Source organism: Amycolatopsis sp. NPDC104587 (assembly GCF_055583645.1).
In genome coordinates, this window is sequence record NZ_JBVJNO010000002.1 from 345,793 (window position 1) to 364,371 (window position 18,579).

Sequence of the window (18,579 nt, forward strand, 5' to 3'; positions counted from 1 at the left end):
CCTCCTCAGCCGGGCAGTGAGTCCGGGGCGTTGTCCGGCATGTGCTCGGGGCTCGTGTGCGACGAGCCCCAGGTGCGGCGCCGGACGTAAAGCATGATCGCACCGATGATCACTATCAGCCCGGTGACGATCACCGCGCCCCACTGGAAGTACCAGTGATCGTCGCCGTAGACCTCGGCGCGCGGCCAGATCAGGTTGACCGTCATCGCCCCGCCGTAGAGCACCGCGACCAGGTTCACGAACGTGCCCCAGCGGCCGAGCTTGAAGTACGGGCCGTGGCCCGGGCGCGGCCACTGCCCGCGCAGGCGGCGCAGCAGCATCGGGCCGGTCACCATCAGGTAGGGGATGTAGAACAGGATGATCGCCGTCGAGGTCAGGATGAAGAACGCCCGCTGGTTGCCCAGGTTGATCAGCAGCACCACGACGGTGAGGCCGCCGGTGAGCAGCGCCGGCAGGATCGGCGTCTTCGAGCGCGGCGACACCTTCGCCATCGCCTTGCTGAACGGCAGCCGGCCGTCGCGGGCCATCGCCCACGCCATCCGGATCGCCGCGGTCTGCACGGCGAGGCAGCACACGGTGATCGCGATTGCCGAGCAGATCAGGAAAGCGTTGCCCAGTCCGGTGCCGAGTGTGCTCTTCAGCAGGTACGGCATGCCGGAGGTGCTCAGCTCTTCGGCGTTGATGTCGCCGACGGCCATCATGCCGACCAGCATCACCAGGCCGCCGACGATGAACGACGCCGTGATCGCCCGCAGGATCGCGCGCGGCGCGTGCTTGCGCGGCTGGGTGGTCTCCTCGGCGAGCGAGCCGGCGGTGTCGAAGCCGTAGAAGACGTACGCGCTCATCAGCGACGCCACCAGGAACGCCCCGAGGTACCCGAGCGAGTGACCGTCACCGGTGGCGTGCGTTTCGAAGACCACCTGCGGGCCGCGCTTGATGTGGATGGCCAGCGCGATGATCAGCAGGATGACCGCGGACAGCTCCACCGCGACGCCGAAGTTGTTGATCTTCGCCATCAGCTTGACGCCGATGACGTTCACGATCGTGGCGAACACGACCAGCACGAGGGCCAGGATGATGGCGTTCTGCGCGCCGCCCGGGGTCGACGTCAGGCCGGCGTCGGAGTCGCTGCCGACGATCTGGAACGCGGTCGAGACCTGCGGCAGGATGATCTGGTAGGCCACGGCGACCGCGCCGGCCGTGACGATCGCGCCGATGATCATGATCCAGCCCGCGAGCCACGACGTCGCGGGTTTCGCGATCTGTTTCGCCCACTGGTACACCGATCCGGCGAGCGGGAACTGGCCGGCGAGCTCGGCGAAGCACAGCGCGACGGCGAGCTGGCCCAGGAACACGAGCGGCCAGGTCCAGATGAACGCCGGCCCGCCCGAGCCGAAGCCGAAGAAGAACAGCTGGAACACACCGGTCATGATCGAGATGTAGGAGAACCCGGCGGCGAAGCTGGAGAACGAGCCGAGAGAGCGTTCGAGCTCCTGGCGGTAACCGAACTTCTCGAGGTCGGAGCTGTCGTCCGGGGCAGGCCCCCCGCCCGCCGGCTTTTCTTGCGTGGTCATGGCAGCGTCCTTAAGTGGTGGGGATCAGCCTTTGAACCAGTGCTGCGGAACGGGATCGATGTTCTGGTAGACGTGCTTGCTCTCCTGGTACTCCGCCAGCCCGGACGGTCCGAGCTCGCGGCCGATGCCGGACTTCCCGAACCCGCCCCACTCCGCCTGCGGCAGGTAGGGGTGGTAGTCGTTGATCCACACGGTGCCGTGGCGCAGGGCCCCGGCGACCCGCTGGGCGCGGGACGCGTCCGACGTCCACACGGCTCCGGCGAGCCCGTACTCGGTGTCGTTGGCCAGCGCGATCGCGTCGGCCTCTTCGGTGAAGCGTTCCACGGTGACGACCGGGCCGAAGACCTCTTCCCGGACGACCGCCATGTCTCCTCTGCAGTCGCTGAACACGGTCGGGCGGAGGAAGAAACCGTTTTTGTACTCCGGTCCTTCGGGGCGCTTGCCGCCCGCCCGGAGCGTGGCGCCCTCGGCGAGAGCGCTTTCGACGTACCCCTCGACCTTGGCGCGGTGCTGCGCCGAGACGAGCGGGCCCGTCTCGGTCGCGGGGTCGAGGCCGTCGCCGACCCGGATCCGGTCGGCGCGCGCGGCGAGGTCCGCCACGAACCGGTCATGGATTCCATCTTGGACGATCAGGCGGGCGCCCGCCGAGCAGACCTGTCCCGAATGGACGAACGCGGCCATCAGCGCGTAGTCGAGGGCGGTGTCGTAGTCGGCGTCGTCGAAGACCACGTTCGGGTTCTTGCCGCCGAGCTCGAGGGCGACCCGGCGGACACCCTTGGCGGCGGCCGTCATGATCTTCTCGCCGGTCGCGTAACCGCCGGTGAAGGAGACGAGGTCGACGGCCGGATGCTCGACCATCGCCGCGCCGACGTGGCCCGGCCCGAGCAGCAGGTTGACGACGCCCGGTGGGGTGCCGGCTTCTTCGAGCAGGGCGACGAGCTTGATCGTGGTCAGCGGCGTCACCTCGCTCGGCTTGAGCACGATCGTGTTGCCGGCGGCCAGCGCGGGGGCGACCTTCCAGGACATCTGGAGCAGCGGGTAGTTCCACGGCGCGATGAGCGCGCAGACCCCGACCGGCTCGTGCACGATCCGGCTCACGACGGACGCGCTGCCCGCGTCGACGAGGCGTCCGGCGTCCTTGTCGGCGAGGTCGGCGTAGTAGCGGAATACGTTCGTGACGTCGTCGATGTCGATGCGGCCTTCACCCAGCGTCTTGCCGGTGTCGAGGCTCTCGGTGCGGGCCAGCTCCTCGCGGTCGCGGACCAGCAGGGCGGCGACTTTGCGCAGGAGCTCACCGCGTTCGGTGGCGGTGGTCCGCCGCCACGGGCCGCCGTCGAAGGCCCGCCGCGCGGCGCCGACCGCGGCGTCGACCTCCTCGCGCCCGGCCTCGGCGACCTGCTCGATCACCTGGCCGGTGGCGGGGTTCAGCACGTCGGAGTGCGTGCCGGCGTCGGACCAGGCCCCGTCGATGTAAAGATCCTTCATGCGGCCCCTTCCGGATCGGTAGTGGCTGCTTCGTGTCAAGAGTGCGTACATTTGTACGCGATACGTGTACAGATGTCCACAAGGGGGCTCGATGGCGAAGAGCGAACCCGCCGCGGCGAGGCGCCGCGGCCCGAACGACCCCGAACGCCGCGCGCGCATCGCCAAGGCGGCGATCGAGGTGGTCGCGCAGCGGGGGATCGACGGGGTCACGCACCGGTCGGTCGCGGCGGCCGCGGGGGTGCCGCTCGGCTCGACGACCTACCACTTCGCGACGCTGGACGACCTCCTGGAGGTCGCGCTGGTCGAGGCCGCGGAGAAGAATGTCCACGCGCTGAAGGAGTGGGAGTCCGCCCTCCCGCCGGGCGCCGACTTCGCCGCGGCGCTCGCCGACCTCGTCATGGGGTACGTCAACGAGCAGTACCGCGACACGGTCGTCGAGTACGACCTGTACGTCGCGGCTTTGCACCGCCCCCGGCTCCGCAAGGCGAGCGCGGCCTGGGACGAGGCGCTGATCGCGTTCTTCGGCTCCCGCACCGACCCCCTGACCGGCCGTCTCCTGGCCGGCCTGTTCTGCGGCCTGCTGATGCAGGCGGCCCTCGCCGACCCCCGCCCGTCCCGCGAGGAGATCGAAACCCTCTTCCGCCGCGCCATCCACGGCCCCGCCAACCCGTAACTCGCGTGATCCGAGAGGCATCACTCGTGATTGAAGGGGCATCACGCGTGATTGGAGAGGCATCGCGCTGATGCCCGCTCAGTCACGCGTGATGCCCGCCCAATCACGCGTGATGCCCGTCCAGTCACGGGTGATGCCTGAAACCTGCCGGGGAGTCTTGGTGGGCGTTGAAAAACCTTTCTTGACAGCGTTGCCGGGTGGCAGTCACTCTGTTCCGGAGTGAGCAACAAGACGCGTTCTGCGCAACTCCCGTCCTGATCCGCGGAGAGGACCACGCCGGTGACCACTACCGATCTGCCGCCGAGCCTGCTCGCCACGCTGCCCGGCACCTACTACACCGACCCGGCGATCTTCGCGCTGGAGCAGGCGAAGATCTTCGAGGCGGACTGGTTCTGCGCCGTGCGCAGCGCGGACCTCGCCGGGCCCGGGGCGTTCGAGACCGTCCAGGTCGGGAAGGAGAGCGTGCTCGTCTCGCGGGGGCGGGACGGGAAGCTCAGCGCGTTCCTCAACGTCTGCCGCCACCGCGGCGCCCGGCTCTGCACCGAAGAGTCCGGCACCGTGAAGCGCGCCTTCCAGTGCCCGTACCACGCCTGGACCTACGGCCTCGACGGCAAGCTGGTCGCCGCGCCGAACCTCACCGGCATGCCGGACGTCGACCGCACGACGTTCGGCCTCACCCGCGTCCACCTGCGCGAATGGCTCGGCTACGCCTGGGTCTGCCTGGCCGACGAGCCGCCGCCGTTCGACGGCTCCGTCGTCGCCGCGGTCACCGAACGGCTCGGCGGCGCGGAGGCGATCGAGGCGTACGGCGTCGACGGCCTCGCGCTCGGCAAGCGCATCGAGTACGACGTGAAGGCGAACTGGAAACAGATCATCGAGAACTTCATGGAGTGCTACCACTGCGCGACGATCCACCCGGAGCTCACCGAGGTCCTCCCGGAGTTCGCCGACGGTTACGCCGCGCAGTACTACGTCGGTCACGGCGCGGCGTTCGGCGGGGACGTCCAGGGCTTCACCGTCGACGGCAGCGAGGGGGTCGACCGCCTCCCCGGCGTCACCGAAGACCAGGACCGCAAGTACTACGCCATCACCGTGCGCCCGCAGGTGTTCGTCAACCTGGTGCCGGACCACGTGATCCTCCACCGGATGTTCCCGCTGGCCCCGGACCGGACGCTGGTGCGTTGCGACTGGCTCTACCTGCCCGGCGTGGTCGAGTCCGGCCGCGACCTGACGCGCTCGGTCGAGCTGTTCCACCGCGTCAACCTGCAGGACTTCGAGGCGTGTGAACGTTGCCAGCTCGCCATGGACTCACGCTCCTACGCCGGCGGCGGGGTGCTCGTGCCCAGCGAGCACCACATCGGCGAGTTCCACGACTGGGTCCGCACCCGGCTGGGGTTCTAGGTCAACGCCCGGATGGCGGCCTCGAACCCGGTGACGTGCGCTTGTGTCAGCGCGGCCGCCTTCTCGGCGTCACCCTCGATGATCGCGGTGAGGAGGGGGACGTGCTCGTCGACGTGGCCGGCCATCCCGGACAGCCGCGGCACGAACACGCACCAGATCCGCGTCGCGAGGTTGTCGTACCGGATCAGCGTGTCCTCGAGGAACGGGTTGTGCACGCACCGGTAGATCGCCCGGTGCAGGGCGAGGTCGGTGCGCAGCAGCTCGGCGTTGTCCCCGCTCGGGACACCGGCGTCGAGCTGCGCGCGCAGCTCGGTGAGCGTCGCCCGGTCGGCCGCGGTCGCGCGCTCGGCCGCGGCAGCCGTCGCCATCGGCTCGAGCGTGCGCCGGACCTCGGAGATGTGGGCGAGGTCGGAGATGTTGACGTCGGTGGCGAACGTGCCCCGCCGCGGGTAGGCGACGACCAGCCGTTCGGACTCCAGCCGTTTCAGCGCTTCGCGGATAGGCGTGCGGCCCATGCCGAGCGTGGTGCCGAGCCACTCCTCGTTGATGGGCTCGCCCGGCCGGATGTCGAGCATGACCAGGCGGTCGCGGACGAAGACGTACGCCTGTTCGGCCAGCGACGGGGGATTGACCTGCGGGTGCATGCCGCTTAGCCTACATCGACGATTGATATATCAGAAGTCGACCACGGAAGGTTCGTGATGACCTCGACGATCGCCCCAGAGCTCGACCGCTCCCTAGCCGGCTACGACCCGGCCGTGGCGGAAGCGATCGGCGAGCGGCCGGCGCACGTCACGACCACCACTCCCAAGACCCTAGGGCCGTCCGCAGCGCGGAGGCACTGGCTGAGCGGCTCCTGTTCCCGCCGGAGGTCTCCGTGCTGACCGGTGGAACCGGCGTCCGCCTTGTGACCGCCTTGGCCGAGCAGTTCCCGCCCTACCCGCAGGAGACCCGATGACCCGCACACCCGGCGCGGACCTGCCCGAGCACCCGGACTTCCTCTGGGACAACCCCGAGCCCCAGCGCGCCTACGACGTGATCGTGGTCGGCGGCGGCGGGCACGGCCTCGCGACCGCGTACTACCTGGCCAAGGTGCACGGCATCACCAACGTCGCTGTGCTGGAGAAGGGCTGGCTCGCGGGCGGCAACATGGCCCGCAACACCACGATCATCCGCTCCAACTACCTCTGGGACGAGAGCTCCGGCATCTACGAGCACTCCCTCAAGCTGTGGGAAGGGCTCGAAGAGGACCTCGGCTACCCGATCCTGTTCAGCCAGCGCGGGGTGCTGAACCTCGCGCACAGCCTGCAGGACGTCCGCGACAGCGTCCGCCGCGTCGAGGCCAACAAGCTCAACGGCATCGACGCCGAATGGGTGGACGCCGACGGTGTCAAGGAGATCTGCCCGATCGTCAACACCTCGCCGGACGTCCGCTACCCCGTGCTCGGTGCGACCTTCCAGCCGCGCGCGGGTATCGCGAAGCACGACTACGTCGCTTGGGGATTCGCGCGGGCCGCGCACGAACTGGGGGTCGACCTCATCCAGAACTGCGAGGTCACCGGTATCTCCACGGTGGACGGCCGGGTCACCGCGGTGGAGACGTCGAGGGGCCGGATCGCCGCGGGCAAGGTCGCGCTGTGCGCCGCCGGGCACTCGTCGGTACTGGCCCGCATGGTCGGCCTGGACCTGCCGCTGGTCTCACACCCGTTGCAGGCCTTGGTGTCCGAGCTGCTGGAGCCGATCCACCCGACCGTCGTGATGTCGAACGCCGTGCACGTCTACGTTTCCCAGGCGCACAAGGGTGAACTCGTGATGGGCGCCGGGATCGACAGCTACAACGGCTACGGCCAGCGCGGCTCGTTCCACATCATCGAGCAGCAGATGGCCGCCGCGTTGGAGCTGTTCCCGGTGTTCGCGCGGGCGCACCTGCTGCGGACGTGGGCGGGCATCGTCGACGTCAGCCCGGACGCGTCGCCGATCATCGGCCTGACCCCGGTGGAGAACTTGTTCCTCAACTGTGGCTGGGGCACCGGCGGGTTCAAGGCCACGCCAGGTGTCGGTGACGTCTTCGCGGCCACCATCGCGCGGGGCAAGCCGCACGAGTACGCCGAACCGTTCACTTTGGACCGGTTCGCCACCGGTGCCCTCGTCGACGAACACGGCGCCGCCGCCGTCGCGCACTGAGTCGTTCAAAGCAGGAGTGTCCCCATGCAACTGATCCCTTGCCCCTGGTGCGGGCCGCGCGAAGAAGCCGAGTTCCACTACGGCGGCCAGGCCCACGTTGCCTACCCGTCAGATTCGGCCGCATTGTCCGATGAGGACTGGGCCAAGTTCGTCTTCTTCCGCGCCAACCCGAGCGGGCCGCTCGCCGAGCGCTGGAGCCACTCCGCGGGCTGCCGCCGGTGGTTCAACGCCGTGCGCGACACCCGCACCCACGACCTCCTGGCGGTCTACCGCCTCGACGAACCCAAGCCGGTGATCCCATGACCCGACTGTCCGGCGTCCCGCTCAAGTTCACCTTCGACGGCCGCGAGCTGACCGGTTTCCTCGGTGACACCCTGGCTTCCGCGTTGCTGGCCAACGGGATCCACCACGTCGCGACCAGCATCAAGTACGGCCGGCCGCGTGGCATCGTCGCGGCGGGGGTCGAGGACTCGAACGCGCTGGTGCAGATCGAAGCGCCGTTCCCGGAGCCGATGCTGAGCGCGACCACTGTCGAGCTGTACGACGGCCTGGAGGCTCGCGGCCTGCGCGGGCAGGGGCGGCTCGCGACCGAACCGGACCCGGCGCGGTACGACACCAAGCATGCCCACTGCGACGTCCTGGTCGTCGGCGCCGGTCCCGCCGGACGCGCTGCCGCGGCCGAGGCCGAGGGCCGCGTGCTGCTCGTGGACGACCAGCCCGGCGGTGAAGCTCCGGAGGGCGTCCGGTTCCTCTCGCGCACCACGGCGTTCGGCGTCTACGACGACGGGTTCGTGCTCGCTTTGGAGCACCGGGGCGAGCCCGCCGCGCCCGAACGGATCTCGCGGCAACGGGTGTGGCGGATCCGGGCCCGCAAGATCGTGCTGGCCACCGGCGCGCACGAACGGCCGATCGTGTTCCCGGACAACGACCGTCCGGGCATCATGCTCGCCGGTGCCGCGCGCACGTACCTGAACCGCTACGGCGTCCTGGCCGGGCGGCGGGTGGTCGTGTTCACCACCAACGACTCCGCGTACGAAGCCGCGTCCGACCTGGCCGCGGCCGGCGCCGAGATCGTGCGGATCGTCGACGCCCGCGAGGGCTACGGCGTCATCGGCACCGACGGCGGCACCCACATCACGGCCGCCCACGTCGCTCCGCTGGGAGAAACGCAGGGGGAGCGGGTCGAGTGCGACCTGCTGCTCGTGTCCGGCGGCTGGAACCCGGCCGTGCACCTCTACAGCCAGGCTCGCGGCACGCTGCGGTACGACGGCGGGCTCGGTGCGTACGTCCCCGACGGTGAGCTGCCGAACGTGAGCGTTGTGGGTGCCGCGGCGGGCGAAGGACTGCCGGAGACGAAGATTCTCTGGCAAGTGCCCGCACCCGAGTCCGAAGTGGACGCCCGGTTTGTCGACCAGCAGCGCGACGCCACCGTGTCGGACGTTCTGCGCGCGACCGGCGCCGGGCTTCGCTCGCTGGAGCACATCAAGCGCTACACCACCATCGGCACCGCGCACGACCAGGGCAAGACGTCCGGTCTCCTCGCCGCGGGCATCACCGCCGAAGCCCTCGGTGTCGACTTGGCGACCCAGCGCCCGACGACGTTCCGGCCGCCGTACACGCCCGTGTCGTTCGCCGCGCTGGCCGGGCGGAACCGCGGTGAGCTGCACGATCCCGTGCGGGTCACGATGATCCACCCGTGGCACGTCGAGCACGGCGCGGAGTTCGAGAACGTCGGCCAGTGGAAACGGCCGTGGTACTACCCGCGACCCGGCGAGTCGATGCACGACGCCGTCCAGCGCGAATGCCGGGCGGCCCGGACCGACGTCGCGCTGATGGACGGGTCCACTTTGGGCAAGATCGACGTCCAGGGTCCGGATGCCGGCGCGTTCCTCGACATGCTCTACACGAACATGATGAGCAACCTCAAGGTCGGCCGGATCCGCTACGGAGTGATGTGCGGCGTCGACGGCATGGTGATCGACGACGGCACGGTAATCCGCGTCGGCGAGGAGCGCTTTCTCGTCACCACCACAACCGGGAACGCGGCGATGGTGCTCGAGTGGATGGAGGAGTGGCTCCAGACGGAGTGGCCGCACCTGCGCGTCTTCGCGACGTCGGTCACCGAGCACTGGGCCACGATTCCGCTGGTCGGACCGCGTTCCCGGGAGGTCCTGGGCGCGCTCGCACCGGGTCTTGACGTGAGCAACGAGGCGTTCGGGTTCATGACCTGGCAGGACGCCGAGGTCGCCGGGCTGCAGGCGCGAGTCTGCCGGATCAGCTTCTCCGGCGAGCTGGCGTACGAGATCAACGTGCCTTCGTGGTACGGGCTCGCGCTCTGGGAGTCCATTGTGGAACAGGGCGCCACGCCCTACGGCACCGAGACCATGCACGTCCTGCGCGCCGAGAAGGGCTACCCGATCATCGGCCAGGACACCGACGGCACGGTCACCCCACAGGACCTCGGCATGTCCTGGGCGGTGTCGAAGAAGAAGGCCGACTTCCTCGGCAAGCGCTCGTTCGCCCGTGCCGAGAACAACCGCCCGGACCGCAAACACCTGGTTGGTCTGCTCCCCGTCGATCCGTCGGTGCTGCTGCCGGAAGGGGGCCAGGTCATCGAGTCCGAAACCGTGCCCGAACCACCGGTGCGGATGCTCGGGCACGTCACCTCCAGCTACGACAGCGCCGCGCTGGGCCGGACCTTCGCGCTGGCCCTGGTGCGCTCCGGCCGTGAGCGCGTCGGCGAGACGCTGTACGTCCCGGTCGGCGACCAGGTCGTGCCGGTGACCGTGACCGAATCCGTGCTCTTCGACAGGGAAGGAGCCCGCCGTGACGGTTGACGCGGTCGAAGAACCGTTCCGCACCCAGCTCACCGTCCGCCTCCGCGACGGGCACCGCCTGCTCGGCGTCGACCTGCCCGGGCCGTGCACGTTCACCAGCACCCACGGCGTCGACATCCTCTGGATGGGCCCCGACGAATACCTGGTGCTGGGCCCCGCACTTTCACGTGAAAGTGCGGAGCTGGAGGCTGCACTTTCACGTGAAAGTGCGGCCGTTGTGGACGTCTCGGCTCAGCGGAACGTTGTGCGGCTCACCGGGGCGCACGCCGCCGACGTGCTCGCGCACGGGTGCTCGATCGACCTGGAGATGTCCCCGCCAGGCACGTGCGTGCAGACGTTGTTCGCGCGCACCGGGATCGTGCTCATGGTTCGCGAAGACGGGTTCACAATCCTCGTGCGACAGTCCTTTTCGGACTACTTCAAAGCCTGGCTGGCCGACGCGAGTCTGGAGTACGTCTCGTGACCTTCACCTTGACGCTCAAGTGCCCCGAACGCTCGGGCATCGTGCACGCCGTGACGACGTTCCTCGTCGGGCAGGGCTGCGACATCGTCGAGCACCAGCAGTTCGACGACGACGTCCGCGGCTCGCTATTCCTCCGCACGTCGTTCACCGCACCCGAGACGACCACAGTGGACAGTCTGCGCCGCGACTTCGCCGTGGTGGCCGGGGGCTTCGGGATGGAGTTCGACCTCTCCGACGGGACGCCACCGCGGCTCCTGGTGATGGTGTCCAAGTTCGGGCACTGCCTCAACGACCTGCTCTTCCGCTGGCGCGCGGGCAGTCTCGGCGCGGACATCGCCGTGGTCGTCTCCAACCACGAAGACCTGCGGCCGATGTGCGAGGCGGCCGGGGTGCCGTTCGAGCACGTGCCGGTGACCCCGGAAACCAAACCCGAGGCCGAACAGCGGCTGCTCGACCTCGTCGGCGAATACCAGGCCGACCTGGTGGTGCTCGCTCGGTACATGCAGGTGCTGTCCAACGACCTGTGCCTCAAGCTCGAAGGCCGCGCGATCAACATCCACCACTCGTTCCTGCCCGGCTTCAAGGGCGCGAAGCCCTACCACCAGGCCTACGACCGCGGGGTCAAGTACGTCGGCGCGACCGCGCACTACGTCACGCCCGACCTCGACGAGGGCCCGATCATCGAGCAAGAGGTCGCGCGGGTCGACCACACCTACTCGCCGCGCGAGCTGGTGACCGTCGGGCGCGACGCCGAAGCCCTCGCCCTCTCCCGCGCGGTGCGCTGGCACTGCGAACGCCGCGTCCTGCTCAACGGCAACAGCACCGTCGTTTTCCGTTAGGAGTCCCGCCATGACCGCACCGAAAGTCGTGATCATCGGCGCCGGCATCGTCGGCGCGAACCTCGCCGACGAGCTGACCGCCCGCGGCTGGGCCGACGTCACCGTGCTCGACCAGGGCCCGCTGCCGCGCACCGGCGGGTCGACGTCGCACGCGCCCGGTCTGGTGTTCCAGACGAACGCGTCCAAGTCGATGACGGAGTTCGCGAAGTACACCGTCGCGAAGCTCCTGGAGCTGGACTGCTTCCTGCCGGTCGGCGGCATGGAGGTCGCGACCACCCCGGCGCGCTGGGAGGACCTCAAGCGCAAGCACGGCTGGGCGACGTCGTGGGGCGTGCCCGGCTCGATCATCGATGCCGGCGAGTGCGTCGACCGCTGGCCGCTGCTCGACGGCTCGCGGGTCTTCGGTGCGCTGCACACCCCGACGGACGGCCTGGCGCGGGCCGCGAAGGCCGTCGAGGTCCTCGCCGAACGGGCCACCGCGCGAGGGGCCCGGTTCGTCGGCTCGACGCGGGTGACCGACGTCCTGCAGGAAGGCGGGCGCGTCACCGGCGTCCGGACCGACCAGGGTGACTTCCCCGCGGACGTCGTGGTGTCGTGCGCCGGGTTCTGGGGGCGTGAGATCGGCGCGATGGTCGGCATGGACGTGCCGCTGCTGCCGCTGGCCCACCAGTACGTCAAGACCGGGCGGGTCGACGAACTGGTCGGGCGCAACACCGAAGCGGTCGAAGCGAGCCTGCCGATCCTGCGGCACCAGGACCAGGACCTGTACTTCCGCGAGCACGTCGACCGGATCGGCATCGGGTCCTACGCGCACCGGCCGATGCCGGTCGACGAGTCCACTTTGGACCCAGCGGTGACCGAGACCGCGATGCCGTCGATGCTGCCCTTCACCGAAGACGACTTCGCGCCGTCGTGGGAGGAGAGCAAGCTGCTGCTGCCCGCGCTGCGGCAGACCAAGGTCGAGGAGGGCTTCAACGGGATCTTCTCCTTCACCCCGGACGGCCAGTCGCTGGTCGGCGAGTCGGCCGACGTCCGCGGGTTCTGGCTGGCCGAGGCGATCTGGGTGACGCACTCGGCGGGCATCGCCAAGGCGGTCGCCGAGCTGCTCGTCGACGGGCACTCCGAAGTGGACGTGCACGACATCGACGTCCACCGCTTCGAGGAGGTCCAGCTCGCGCCGTCCTATGTGCACGAAACGGCGCAGCAGAACTTCGTCGAGGTCTACGACATCCTGCACCCGTTGCAGCCCAAGCTTTCCCCGCGCGACCTGCGCGTGACGCCGTTCCACGTGCGACAGCGGGAGCTGGGCGCGGTGTTCCTCGAGGCGGGCGGCTGGGAGCGGCCGCACTGGTTCGAGGCCAACGCGCCGCTGTTGAAGAAGCTGCCGCACGACGCGCTCCCGCCGGCGCGGGACGCGTGGTCGGCGCAGTTCCACTCGCCGATCGCGGCCGCCGAGGCCTGGCACACGCGCAACGGTGTCGCGATGTACGACATGACACCGCTGAAGCGCGTGGAGGTCAGCGGAACCGGGTCGCTGGCGTTCCTGCAGTCGCTGACCACGAACCAGCTGGAGAAGTCGGTCGGGTCGGTCACCTACACGCTGATGCTGGACGACGCGGGCGGCGTCCGCAGCGACGTCACCGTGGCCCGGCTCGGGCCGGAGCGGTTCCAGGTCGGGATCAACGGGAACATCGACGTCGACCACTTCGTGAAGCACGCACCGGCCGGGGTGCAGGTGTGGGACACCACCGGCGGCACGTGCTGCGTCGGCGTGTGGGGACCGCTGGCGCGCGACCTCGTCCAGCCGCTGAGCCGGGAAGACTTCTCCCACACGGGGTTGAAGTACTTCCGGGCGCGCGAGGCACGCATCGCCGGGGTTCCGGTCGTCGCGATGCGACTGTCCTATGTGGGCGAACTGGGCTGGGAGATCTACACCAGCGCGGACAACGGCCTGCGGCTGTGGGACGCGCTGTGGGCGGCCGGTCAGCCGCTCGGGGTGGTCGCGGCCGGACGCGCGGCGTTCAACAGCCTGCGCCTGGAGAAGGGCTACCGGTTGTGGGGCACCGACATGACCACCGAGCACGACCCGTACGAGGCCGGGATCGGCTTCGCGGTGCGTCCGGCCAAGGGGCCGTTCGCCGGCAGTGACGCGATCGCGGGACGCAGCGAGGAAGCCGCGTCACGGCGGCTCCGGTGCCTCACGGTCGACGACGGCCGCACGGTCGTGCTGGGCAAGGAACCGGTGTTCGTCGACGGTGTCGCGGCGGGGTACGTCACCAGCGCGGCCTACGGCTACACGATCGGCCGGCCGATCGCCTACGCCTGGCTCCCGGCGTCGGCGGACGTCGGCGGCAGTGTCGAAATCGAGTACTTCGGTCGCCGGGTCGCGGCCACCGTGGCCGCCGAGCCACTGGTCGACCCCGGCATGGAACGAATCCGGCGGTGAGTCGTGCGTGACCAGATCCTGAGTGACTTCCTGAAGGCCCTCGCGTCCGAGGCCTCCCCGGGTGGCGGGGCGACGGCGGCGTTGCACGTTGCCCAGGCCGCCGCCCTGGTCGGCAAGGCGTCGCCCGACGGGCGCGAGGCCGGGGCGCTGAGCATGCACGCGTTGCGGCTGGCGGAGAAGGAGGCGCACGCGGCGGCCATGCTCGCCCGGGCCCACCGGCTGCCGCCCGGCGAAGCGCGGGAGCTCGCGGTGACCGAGGCGCGCCGGCGCGCGTGCGGACCGGCGGCGGAGGTGATCACCGCCGCGGCCGCCGTGCTGGACCTGGCGGACCGGGTGCCGTCGGATCTCCTGTCGGCCATCGACCTGGCGGCGGTGGCGGAGGCGGCCCGGGCCGCGGCGACGACCGCTGGGATCAGCATCGAGATCCACTCCGACGCGGCCGCTCCGCCCGAGGTGGCGGCCGTGGGCGAGCACGCGGACCGCCTGACGGCTTTGGTCCGGCGGGGGGTGGTTCCGGCGTAACGTGGATCACGTCGGCATGCCGGAAGGTCGTCGCGGGTACATCCACAGCAACTCCATGGATCGACGCCAGGAAATTCTCAGGATCGCGGCGTTTCCTGGAGGGGCCGGAGGCTGGTCGAGGGCTGGAGCTGTGCATGAGTGAGTACGACCGAGGACCGCAGGGCGGCGGCGAGTACCCGTACGGCTACGGCCAGGGTGACCCGCGGGGCCACTACGGCCAGGGGTACCCGCAGCAGCCGTACGACCAGGGGTACCCCCAGCAGCCGTACGACCAGCACGGCCAGGCCCGTGACCAGTGGGGACGCCCGTACCCGCCGCAGTACACCCAGCCCCAGGGCTTCTACGGCCAGGCTCCCGGTTACGGCTACCCGCCGCCCGTTCCGCAGCCCCCGCGCCGGCGGCCGCTGCGCGCGCTGACCGTCGCCGTTGTCGCGGTCGCCCTCGCGGTGGTCGCCGGGCTCGGCATCGGGCACCTGATCTCGGTGAACAACCCCACGGCCGCCGGCAACCAGAACTTCGGCTTCTCCGGGCAGCCCACCGCGTCGGCCACCGTGCTCGACGTCGACGCCGTGTCCGCGAAGGTCAACCCGGCCATCGTCAACGTCAACACCGAGCTAGGGCTGCAGGGCGCGGCCGCGGCGGGCACCGGCATCGTGCTCACGCCGGACGGCGAGGTGCTCACGAACAACCACGTCGTCGCGGGCGCGACCAGCATCAAGGTCACCAGCATCGGCACCGGCGACACCTACAAGGCCGAGGTCGTCGGCTACGACCGCAGCGAGGACATCGCGATCCTGCAGCTCCAGGACGCCTCGGGGCTGCCGACCGCGTCGATCGGCGACTCGTCGACGGTCAAGGTCGGCGACCAGATCCTCGGCCTCGGCAACGCCGGCGGCAAGGGCGGCGACCCGGTCCCTGCGCCGGGCACGGTGAGCGCGCTCGACCAGTCGATCACCGCCTCCGACGAGTCCAGCGGGGCGTCCGAGCAGCTCACCGGGCTGATCCAGGTCCGCGCGAACATCGAGTCCGGCGACTCCGGCGGCCCGCTCGTCAACGCGAACGCGCAGGTGATCGGCGTCGACACCGCGGCGTCCACCGGCTACCAGCTCAACGGCCGCCGCAGCGGCGCGGGCGGCCAGGGCTTCGCGATCCCGATCAACCAGGCCGTCGACATCGCGCACAAGATCGTCGCGGGCACGGCCACCGACAAGATCCACATCGGCAAGACGGCGTTCATCGGCGTCTCGGTCGCCGACGGCCAGGGCCAGGGCGCCCAGGTGCGCGACGTCGTGGCGAGCGGCCCGGCGCAGGACGCGGGCCTGGCGGCCGGCGACGTGATCACGGCCATCAACGGCACGCCGGTCGACTCGGCGACCACGCTGACCACGGTGATGGACACCCACCACCCGGGTGACCAGCTGACGCTGACGGTGTCGAACGCCGCCGGCGCTCAGCGGCAGGTTTCGGTCAAGGCGATCGAAGGGCCCGTGGGCTGACGCAGCGGGACCCCGGCGTTCACGCATCGCCGGGGCCCCGCTGTCAGCCGGTCACTTCGCGGCGACGCACCCGCGGAAGGCGGACCAGGTGGCCGGCGTGACCACGAGGGTCCCGCCGTCGCGGTCCTTGGTGTCCCTGATGCCCACAACCGGGGCACCGAGGGCCACCTCCACACAAGTACTTTCGCCGCCACTGGACCAGCTGGACTTGCGCCACGCGGCGCCCGACAGCTCGTCGTAGCTCACTGTCATCCTCCTGCCGCCAGAGCGTCTATACGTTGCTCCAGCAGCGCGATCGTCTCACGCTCACCGGCGGCGTTGATGGCCAGGGAGTCGAACGTCAAGCGATAGACCTCGAGGACGGTCGCGCCGGACAGACAGTCCGTTCGCGTGAGATCTTCGATATTGACCCAGTGCGTGGCAGTGCCGCCGAGGTCGAGTGTCAGCAACGTGAAGGGGACGCCCAGAGCCGCATGCTCACCCGCGCTGAACGGAAAGATCTGCATCGTCACATTGTCAAGATCGGCGAGTTCTCGCAGGTGTCTGAGTTGTTCGAGCATTGCCTTCGGACCGCCGGCCATGATGTGGAGTGCGGCTTCGCCGAGCACGAGGTGAACCCGCGGTGGGCTTTCGCGGTGGAGCAGGCCACGCCGCCGCATCCGTGCTTCGACGACCTTCTCGACATCGGCCGCCGCGACCACGGGTGACCGTGAAATCAACCGGCGGGCGTATTCCTCCGTCTGGAACAGGCCGTGGATCAGCTCGCCCTGGAAGATCTCCAGCTTGGCCGCGTCCTGCTCGAGGCCGAGGAACGGCCTGGACCATTCCGGAACCTTGCCGTAGCTGCCGCGCTTGCGGGCCTGCTGGCCGATCTCGCGCAACTCGGCCGCGGTCGCTTCGTCGGCACCGAAGAGGTCCAGCAGCTTGTCGACTTCGGCCACCTTCAGGGTGGCCTGTCCGTTGTCCACCCGGCTCAGCTTCGAGAGGTCCCAGCTCATCTCGCGCGCGACCGTCTCGCGGTCCATGCCGGATGCGTCGCGCAGCGCCTTGAACTTGCGCCCCAGCGAGACGCGGTACGCCGCGGGCCCGGTTCCACTCATGGCGCGAAGGCTATCGCGCGCCCGAACTCGCCTCGCGTCCTGGTTGTGTAACTTGCATATGTAGGTTTACTGTGTGACTCACATCAACAACGTTCAGTGCGGGTAAGGACCGAAGATGAGCACTACAACGGCGGCAATGGACCGGATCGAGTACGCGGGCGCAAGCTGGTTCGCACGGCAGGACATCCAGTCCGGCGAAGTCCACTGGTTCTATGGGCCGCGGCTTCGCTCCGGCGCCGACAGGGCCTTTGCCTGGTGCGGAGTCCGGGAAAACCGCGCGCCGGTGTTCGCCGAGGCGGATCAAGCCGGCGCACCTCTCGGGAACGCCGCGCCCTGCACAACGTGCTCATGTCTTGCGCCGCTTCCGGCCGGGAGCGACCGGTGACCGCGCTCGACGAGCGATCCCGGACCTCCGCTCCGCGGCCGGTGTGCACCCGCTGGGAGTGGCATCTCTTCGAGGCGGACGGGTGGGCGCACCTGTACCCGGTCGCCGACCTGGCGGATCCGCGGCAGGAACTGCTGCGCCCGTGGTGCCTGTCGGGCGTGCCTTTCTCACTTGAACACGACCGGCCCAGCATCGATCGGCGCCGCCTGTCGACGCCCGGGCACGGCTGGACGTGCCCGGCGTGCGCGGCTCATGCCGCCATGAGTATTTCGTGGCCGGGAACGCCGCTTGCCGGGCAGTTCGCCGGCGACTTGTTCGAGGTGGCAACGCCGGTGAGCACGTTCGACGACCGAACGGAGCCCCAGCCATGACCGATGCGGCCCCTTTGCCGGCACTCATCGTCCTCGCGAGCGGACTCCGCGAGGCCCGCACCCGGCGCGGTATCAAACTGCGCCGGCTCGCCGACATGGTCGACCTCCACCCGGGTGTGCTGTCGGCCTTCGAGCTCGGCAGGCGTATCCCGCCGGACACCACGGTGGCGCACATCCTCGGCGTTCTGAGGTCCCCGAACAGCGTGCGCGACCAGCTCGTCGACCTTGCCCGGCGGGTTCATGAACGCGACTTCATCGACCACAGCGGGCGCGACGAAGATCTCCTGCACGCGACGTACGAACAGCGAGCGACGCATGTGACCGAGTGGTCGCCGTCGCTGATTCCCCAGGCGCTGCAAACCGTCGACTACGCCTATGCGTTGCGGGAGACCGGTCTGCTCAACCCCGACACCGCGGACATGCGCTCCCTTGCCCGAACGGTGCAGCAAATCACTTCGCCGGGCGAGCCGGGGCCGCGGCGCACGTTCTTGATCGGCGAAGCCGCTATGCGCGCCGAAGCCGGTTCGCCGGCCGTACTCCGCGACCAGCTCGACGCGGTGACAGCCATGACGCGGCATCCGCGCACGACCGTGCGCTTCGTTCCGACGACCGGTTGCCCGCCGGGCCTGGTCGAACCGTTCATTCTGTACGAAGACCGCGCCGGTGCCGTGGCGGTCGCGGTGCGGCATCACCAGGGCGCTGTGTTTCTCACGCACGACACGGCCTTGGCGACCTACCGGGACACCGCTCGATCGCTACTGCGCCGTGCAACAGGCAACGCGTGGGCTTGACAAGAACTCCCG

The 18,579-nt window shown here is 69.7% G+C and carries 17 protein-coding genes; 12 read left to right on the top strand and 5 right to left on the bottom strand.

The annotated features are described in order from the left end of the window. Positions 1 to 5: 5 nt before the first annotated feature. Both ACZ61C_RS06025 and ACZ61C_RS06030 read right to left on the bottom strand, forming a co-directional pair. Positions 6 to 1,574, bottom strand: coding sequence for an amino acid permease (locus ACZ61C_RS06025; protein ID WP_465303377.1), 1,569 nt, complete (start codon positions 1,572 to 1,574; stop codon positions 6 to 8). A 24-nt stretch (positions 1,575 to 1,598) separates the two neighbouring features. Further along, positions 1,599 to 3,059: an aldehyde dehydrogenase family protein gene (locus tag ACZ61C_RS06030; RefSeq protein ID WP_465303379.1), complete on the bottom strand. Its 1,461-nt coding sequence runs from the start codon at positions 3,057 to 3,059 to the stop codon at positions 1,599 to 1,601. A gap of 91 nt (positions 3,060 to 3,150) precedes the next feature. Here ACZ61C_RS06030 and ACZ61C_RS06035 point away from each other — a divergent pair, with 91 nt between their 5' ends. Together ACZ61C_RS06035 and ACZ61C_RS06040 are read left to right on the top strand one after the other, a co-directional pair. Further along, positions 3,151 to 3,732: a TetR/AcrR family transcriptional regulator gene (locus tag ACZ61C_RS06035; protein WP_465303380.1), complete on the top strand. Its 582-nt coding sequence runs from the start codon at positions 3,151 to 3,153 to the stop codon at positions 3,730 to 3,732. A 279-nt stretch (positions 3,733 to 4,011) separates the two neighbouring features. Then, complete coding sequence (locus ACZ61C_RS06040; protein ID WP_465303382.1) at positions 4,012 to 5,133, top strand: aromatic ring-hydroxylating oxygenase subunit alpha; 1,122 nt, start codon at positions 4,012 to 4,014, stop codon at positions 5,131 to 5,133. Here ACZ61C_RS06040 and ACZ61C_RS06045 read toward each other — a convergent pair. After that, positions 5,130 to 5,777: a GntR family transcriptional regulator gene (locus ACZ61C_RS06045; protein WP_465303384.1), complete on the bottom strand. Its 648-nt coding sequence runs from the start codon at positions 5,775 to 5,777 to the stop codon at positions 5,130 to 5,132. The two genes, ACZ61C_RS06040 and ACZ61C_RS06045, sit on opposite strands and share 4 nt — an antisense overlap. A 310-nt stretch (positions 5,778 to 6,087) precedes the next feature. Here ACZ61C_RS06045 and ACZ61C_RS06050 point away from each other — a divergent pair, with 310 nt between their 5' ends. The 8 genes from ACZ61C_RS06050 to ACZ61C_RS06085 all read left to right on the top strand — a co-directional run bounded on the left by ACZ61C_RS06050 (position 6,088) and on the right by ACZ61C_RS06085 (position 15,920). Continuing rightward, complete coding sequence (locus ACZ61C_RS06050; protein ID WP_465303386.1) at positions 6,088 to 7,317, top strand: sarcosine oxidase subunit beta family protein; 1,230 nt, start codon at positions 6,088 to 6,090, stop codon at positions 7,315 to 7,317. A gap of 24 nt (positions 7,318 to 7,341) precedes the next feature. Beyond that, positions 7,342 to 7,620 carry a sarcosine oxidase subunit delta gene (locus tag ACZ61C_RS06055; protein ID WP_465303388.1) on the top strand — a complete coding sequence of 93 codons (279 nt, stop codon included), beginning with the start codon at positions 7,342 to 7,344 and terminating at the stop codon, positions 7,618 to 7,620. After that, complete coding sequence (locus ACZ61C_RS06060; protein WP_465303390.1) at positions 7,617 to 10,154, top strand: 2Fe-2S iron-sulfur cluster-binding protein; 2,538 nt, start codon at positions 7,617 to 7,619, stop codon at positions 10,152 to 10,154. The genes ACZ61C_RS06055 and ACZ61C_RS06060 overlap by 4 nt, the downstream gene beginning before the upstream one ends. Continuing rightward, positions 10,144 to 10,617, top strand: a complete 474-nt coding sequence (locus ACZ61C_RS06065; RefSeq protein WP_465303392.1) for a sarcosine oxidase subunit gamma — start codon at positions 10,144 to 10,146, stop codon at positions 10,615 to 10,617. Before ACZ61C_RS06060 ends, ACZ61C_RS06065 begins: the two co-directional genes overlap by 11 nt. Next, complete coding sequence (gene purU / locus ACZ61C_RS06070; protein ID WP_465303394.1) at positions 10,614 to 11,456, top strand: formyltetrahydrofolate deformylase; 843 nt, start codon at positions 10,614 to 10,616, stop codon at positions 11,454 to 11,456. Before ACZ61C_RS06065 ends, purU begins: the two co-directional genes overlap by 4 nt. Positions 11,457 to 11,466: 10 nt before the next feature. Then, positions 11,467 to 13,902: a GcvT family protein gene (locus tag ACZ61C_RS06075; RefSeq protein WP_465303396.1), complete on the top strand. Its 2,436-nt coding sequence runs from the start codon at positions 11,467 to 11,469 to the stop codon at positions 13,900 to 13,902. Between the two features lie 3 nt (positions 13,903 to 13,905). Beyond that, positions 13,906 to 14,424, top strand: a complete 519-nt coding sequence (locus tag ACZ61C_RS06080; RefSeq protein WP_465303398.1) for a cyclodeaminase/cyclohydrolase family protein — start codon at positions 13,906 to 13,908, stop codon at positions 14,422 to 14,424. Between the two features lie 134 nt (positions 14,425 to 14,558). Next, positions 14,559 to 15,920, top strand: a complete 1,362-nt coding sequence (locus ACZ61C_RS06085; RefSeq protein ID WP_465303400.1) for a S1C family serine protease — start codon at positions 14,559 to 14,561, stop codon at positions 15,918 to 15,920. 51 nt (positions 15,921 to 15,971) lie between these two features. Here the strand turns inward: ACZ61C_RS06085 and ACZ61C_RS06090 are convergent, their stop codons facing one another. Further along, complete coding sequence (locus ACZ61C_RS06090) at positions 15,972 to 16,166, bottom strand: DUF397 domain-containing protein (RefSeq protein WP_465303402.1); 195 nt, start codon at positions 16,164 to 16,166, stop codon at positions 15,972 to 15,974. A gap of 2 nt (positions 16,167 to 16,168) precedes the next feature. Next, positions 16,169 to 17,020 carry a helix-turn-helix domain-containing protein gene (locus ACZ61C_RS06095; RefSeq protein WP_465303404.1) on the bottom strand — a complete coding sequence of 284 codons (852 nt, stop codon included), beginning with the start codon at positions 17,018 to 17,020 and terminating at the stop codon, positions 16,169 to 16,171. Between the two features lie 381 nt (positions 17,021 to 17,401). Between ACZ61C_RS06095 and ACZ61C_RS06100 the strand changes: the two genes are divergently transcribed. Together ACZ61C_RS06100 and ACZ61C_RS06105 are read left to right on the top strand one after the other, a co-directional pair. Beyond that, positions 17,402 to 17,776 (top strand): hypothetical protein, encoded by a 375-nt coding sequence (locus ACZ61C_RS06100; protein ID WP_465303406.1) that lies wholly within the window; start codon positions 17,402 to 17,404, stop codon positions 17,774 to 17,776. Continuing rightward, positions 17,773 to 18,567, top strand: coding sequence for a helix-turn-helix domain-containing protein (locus ACZ61C_RS06105; protein ID WP_465303408.1), 795 nt, complete (start codon positions 17,773 to 17,775; stop codon positions 18,565 to 18,567). The genes ACZ61C_RS06100 and ACZ61C_RS06105 overlap by 4 nt, the downstream gene beginning before the upstream one ends. Positions 18,568 to 18,579 lie beyond the last annotated feature (12 nt).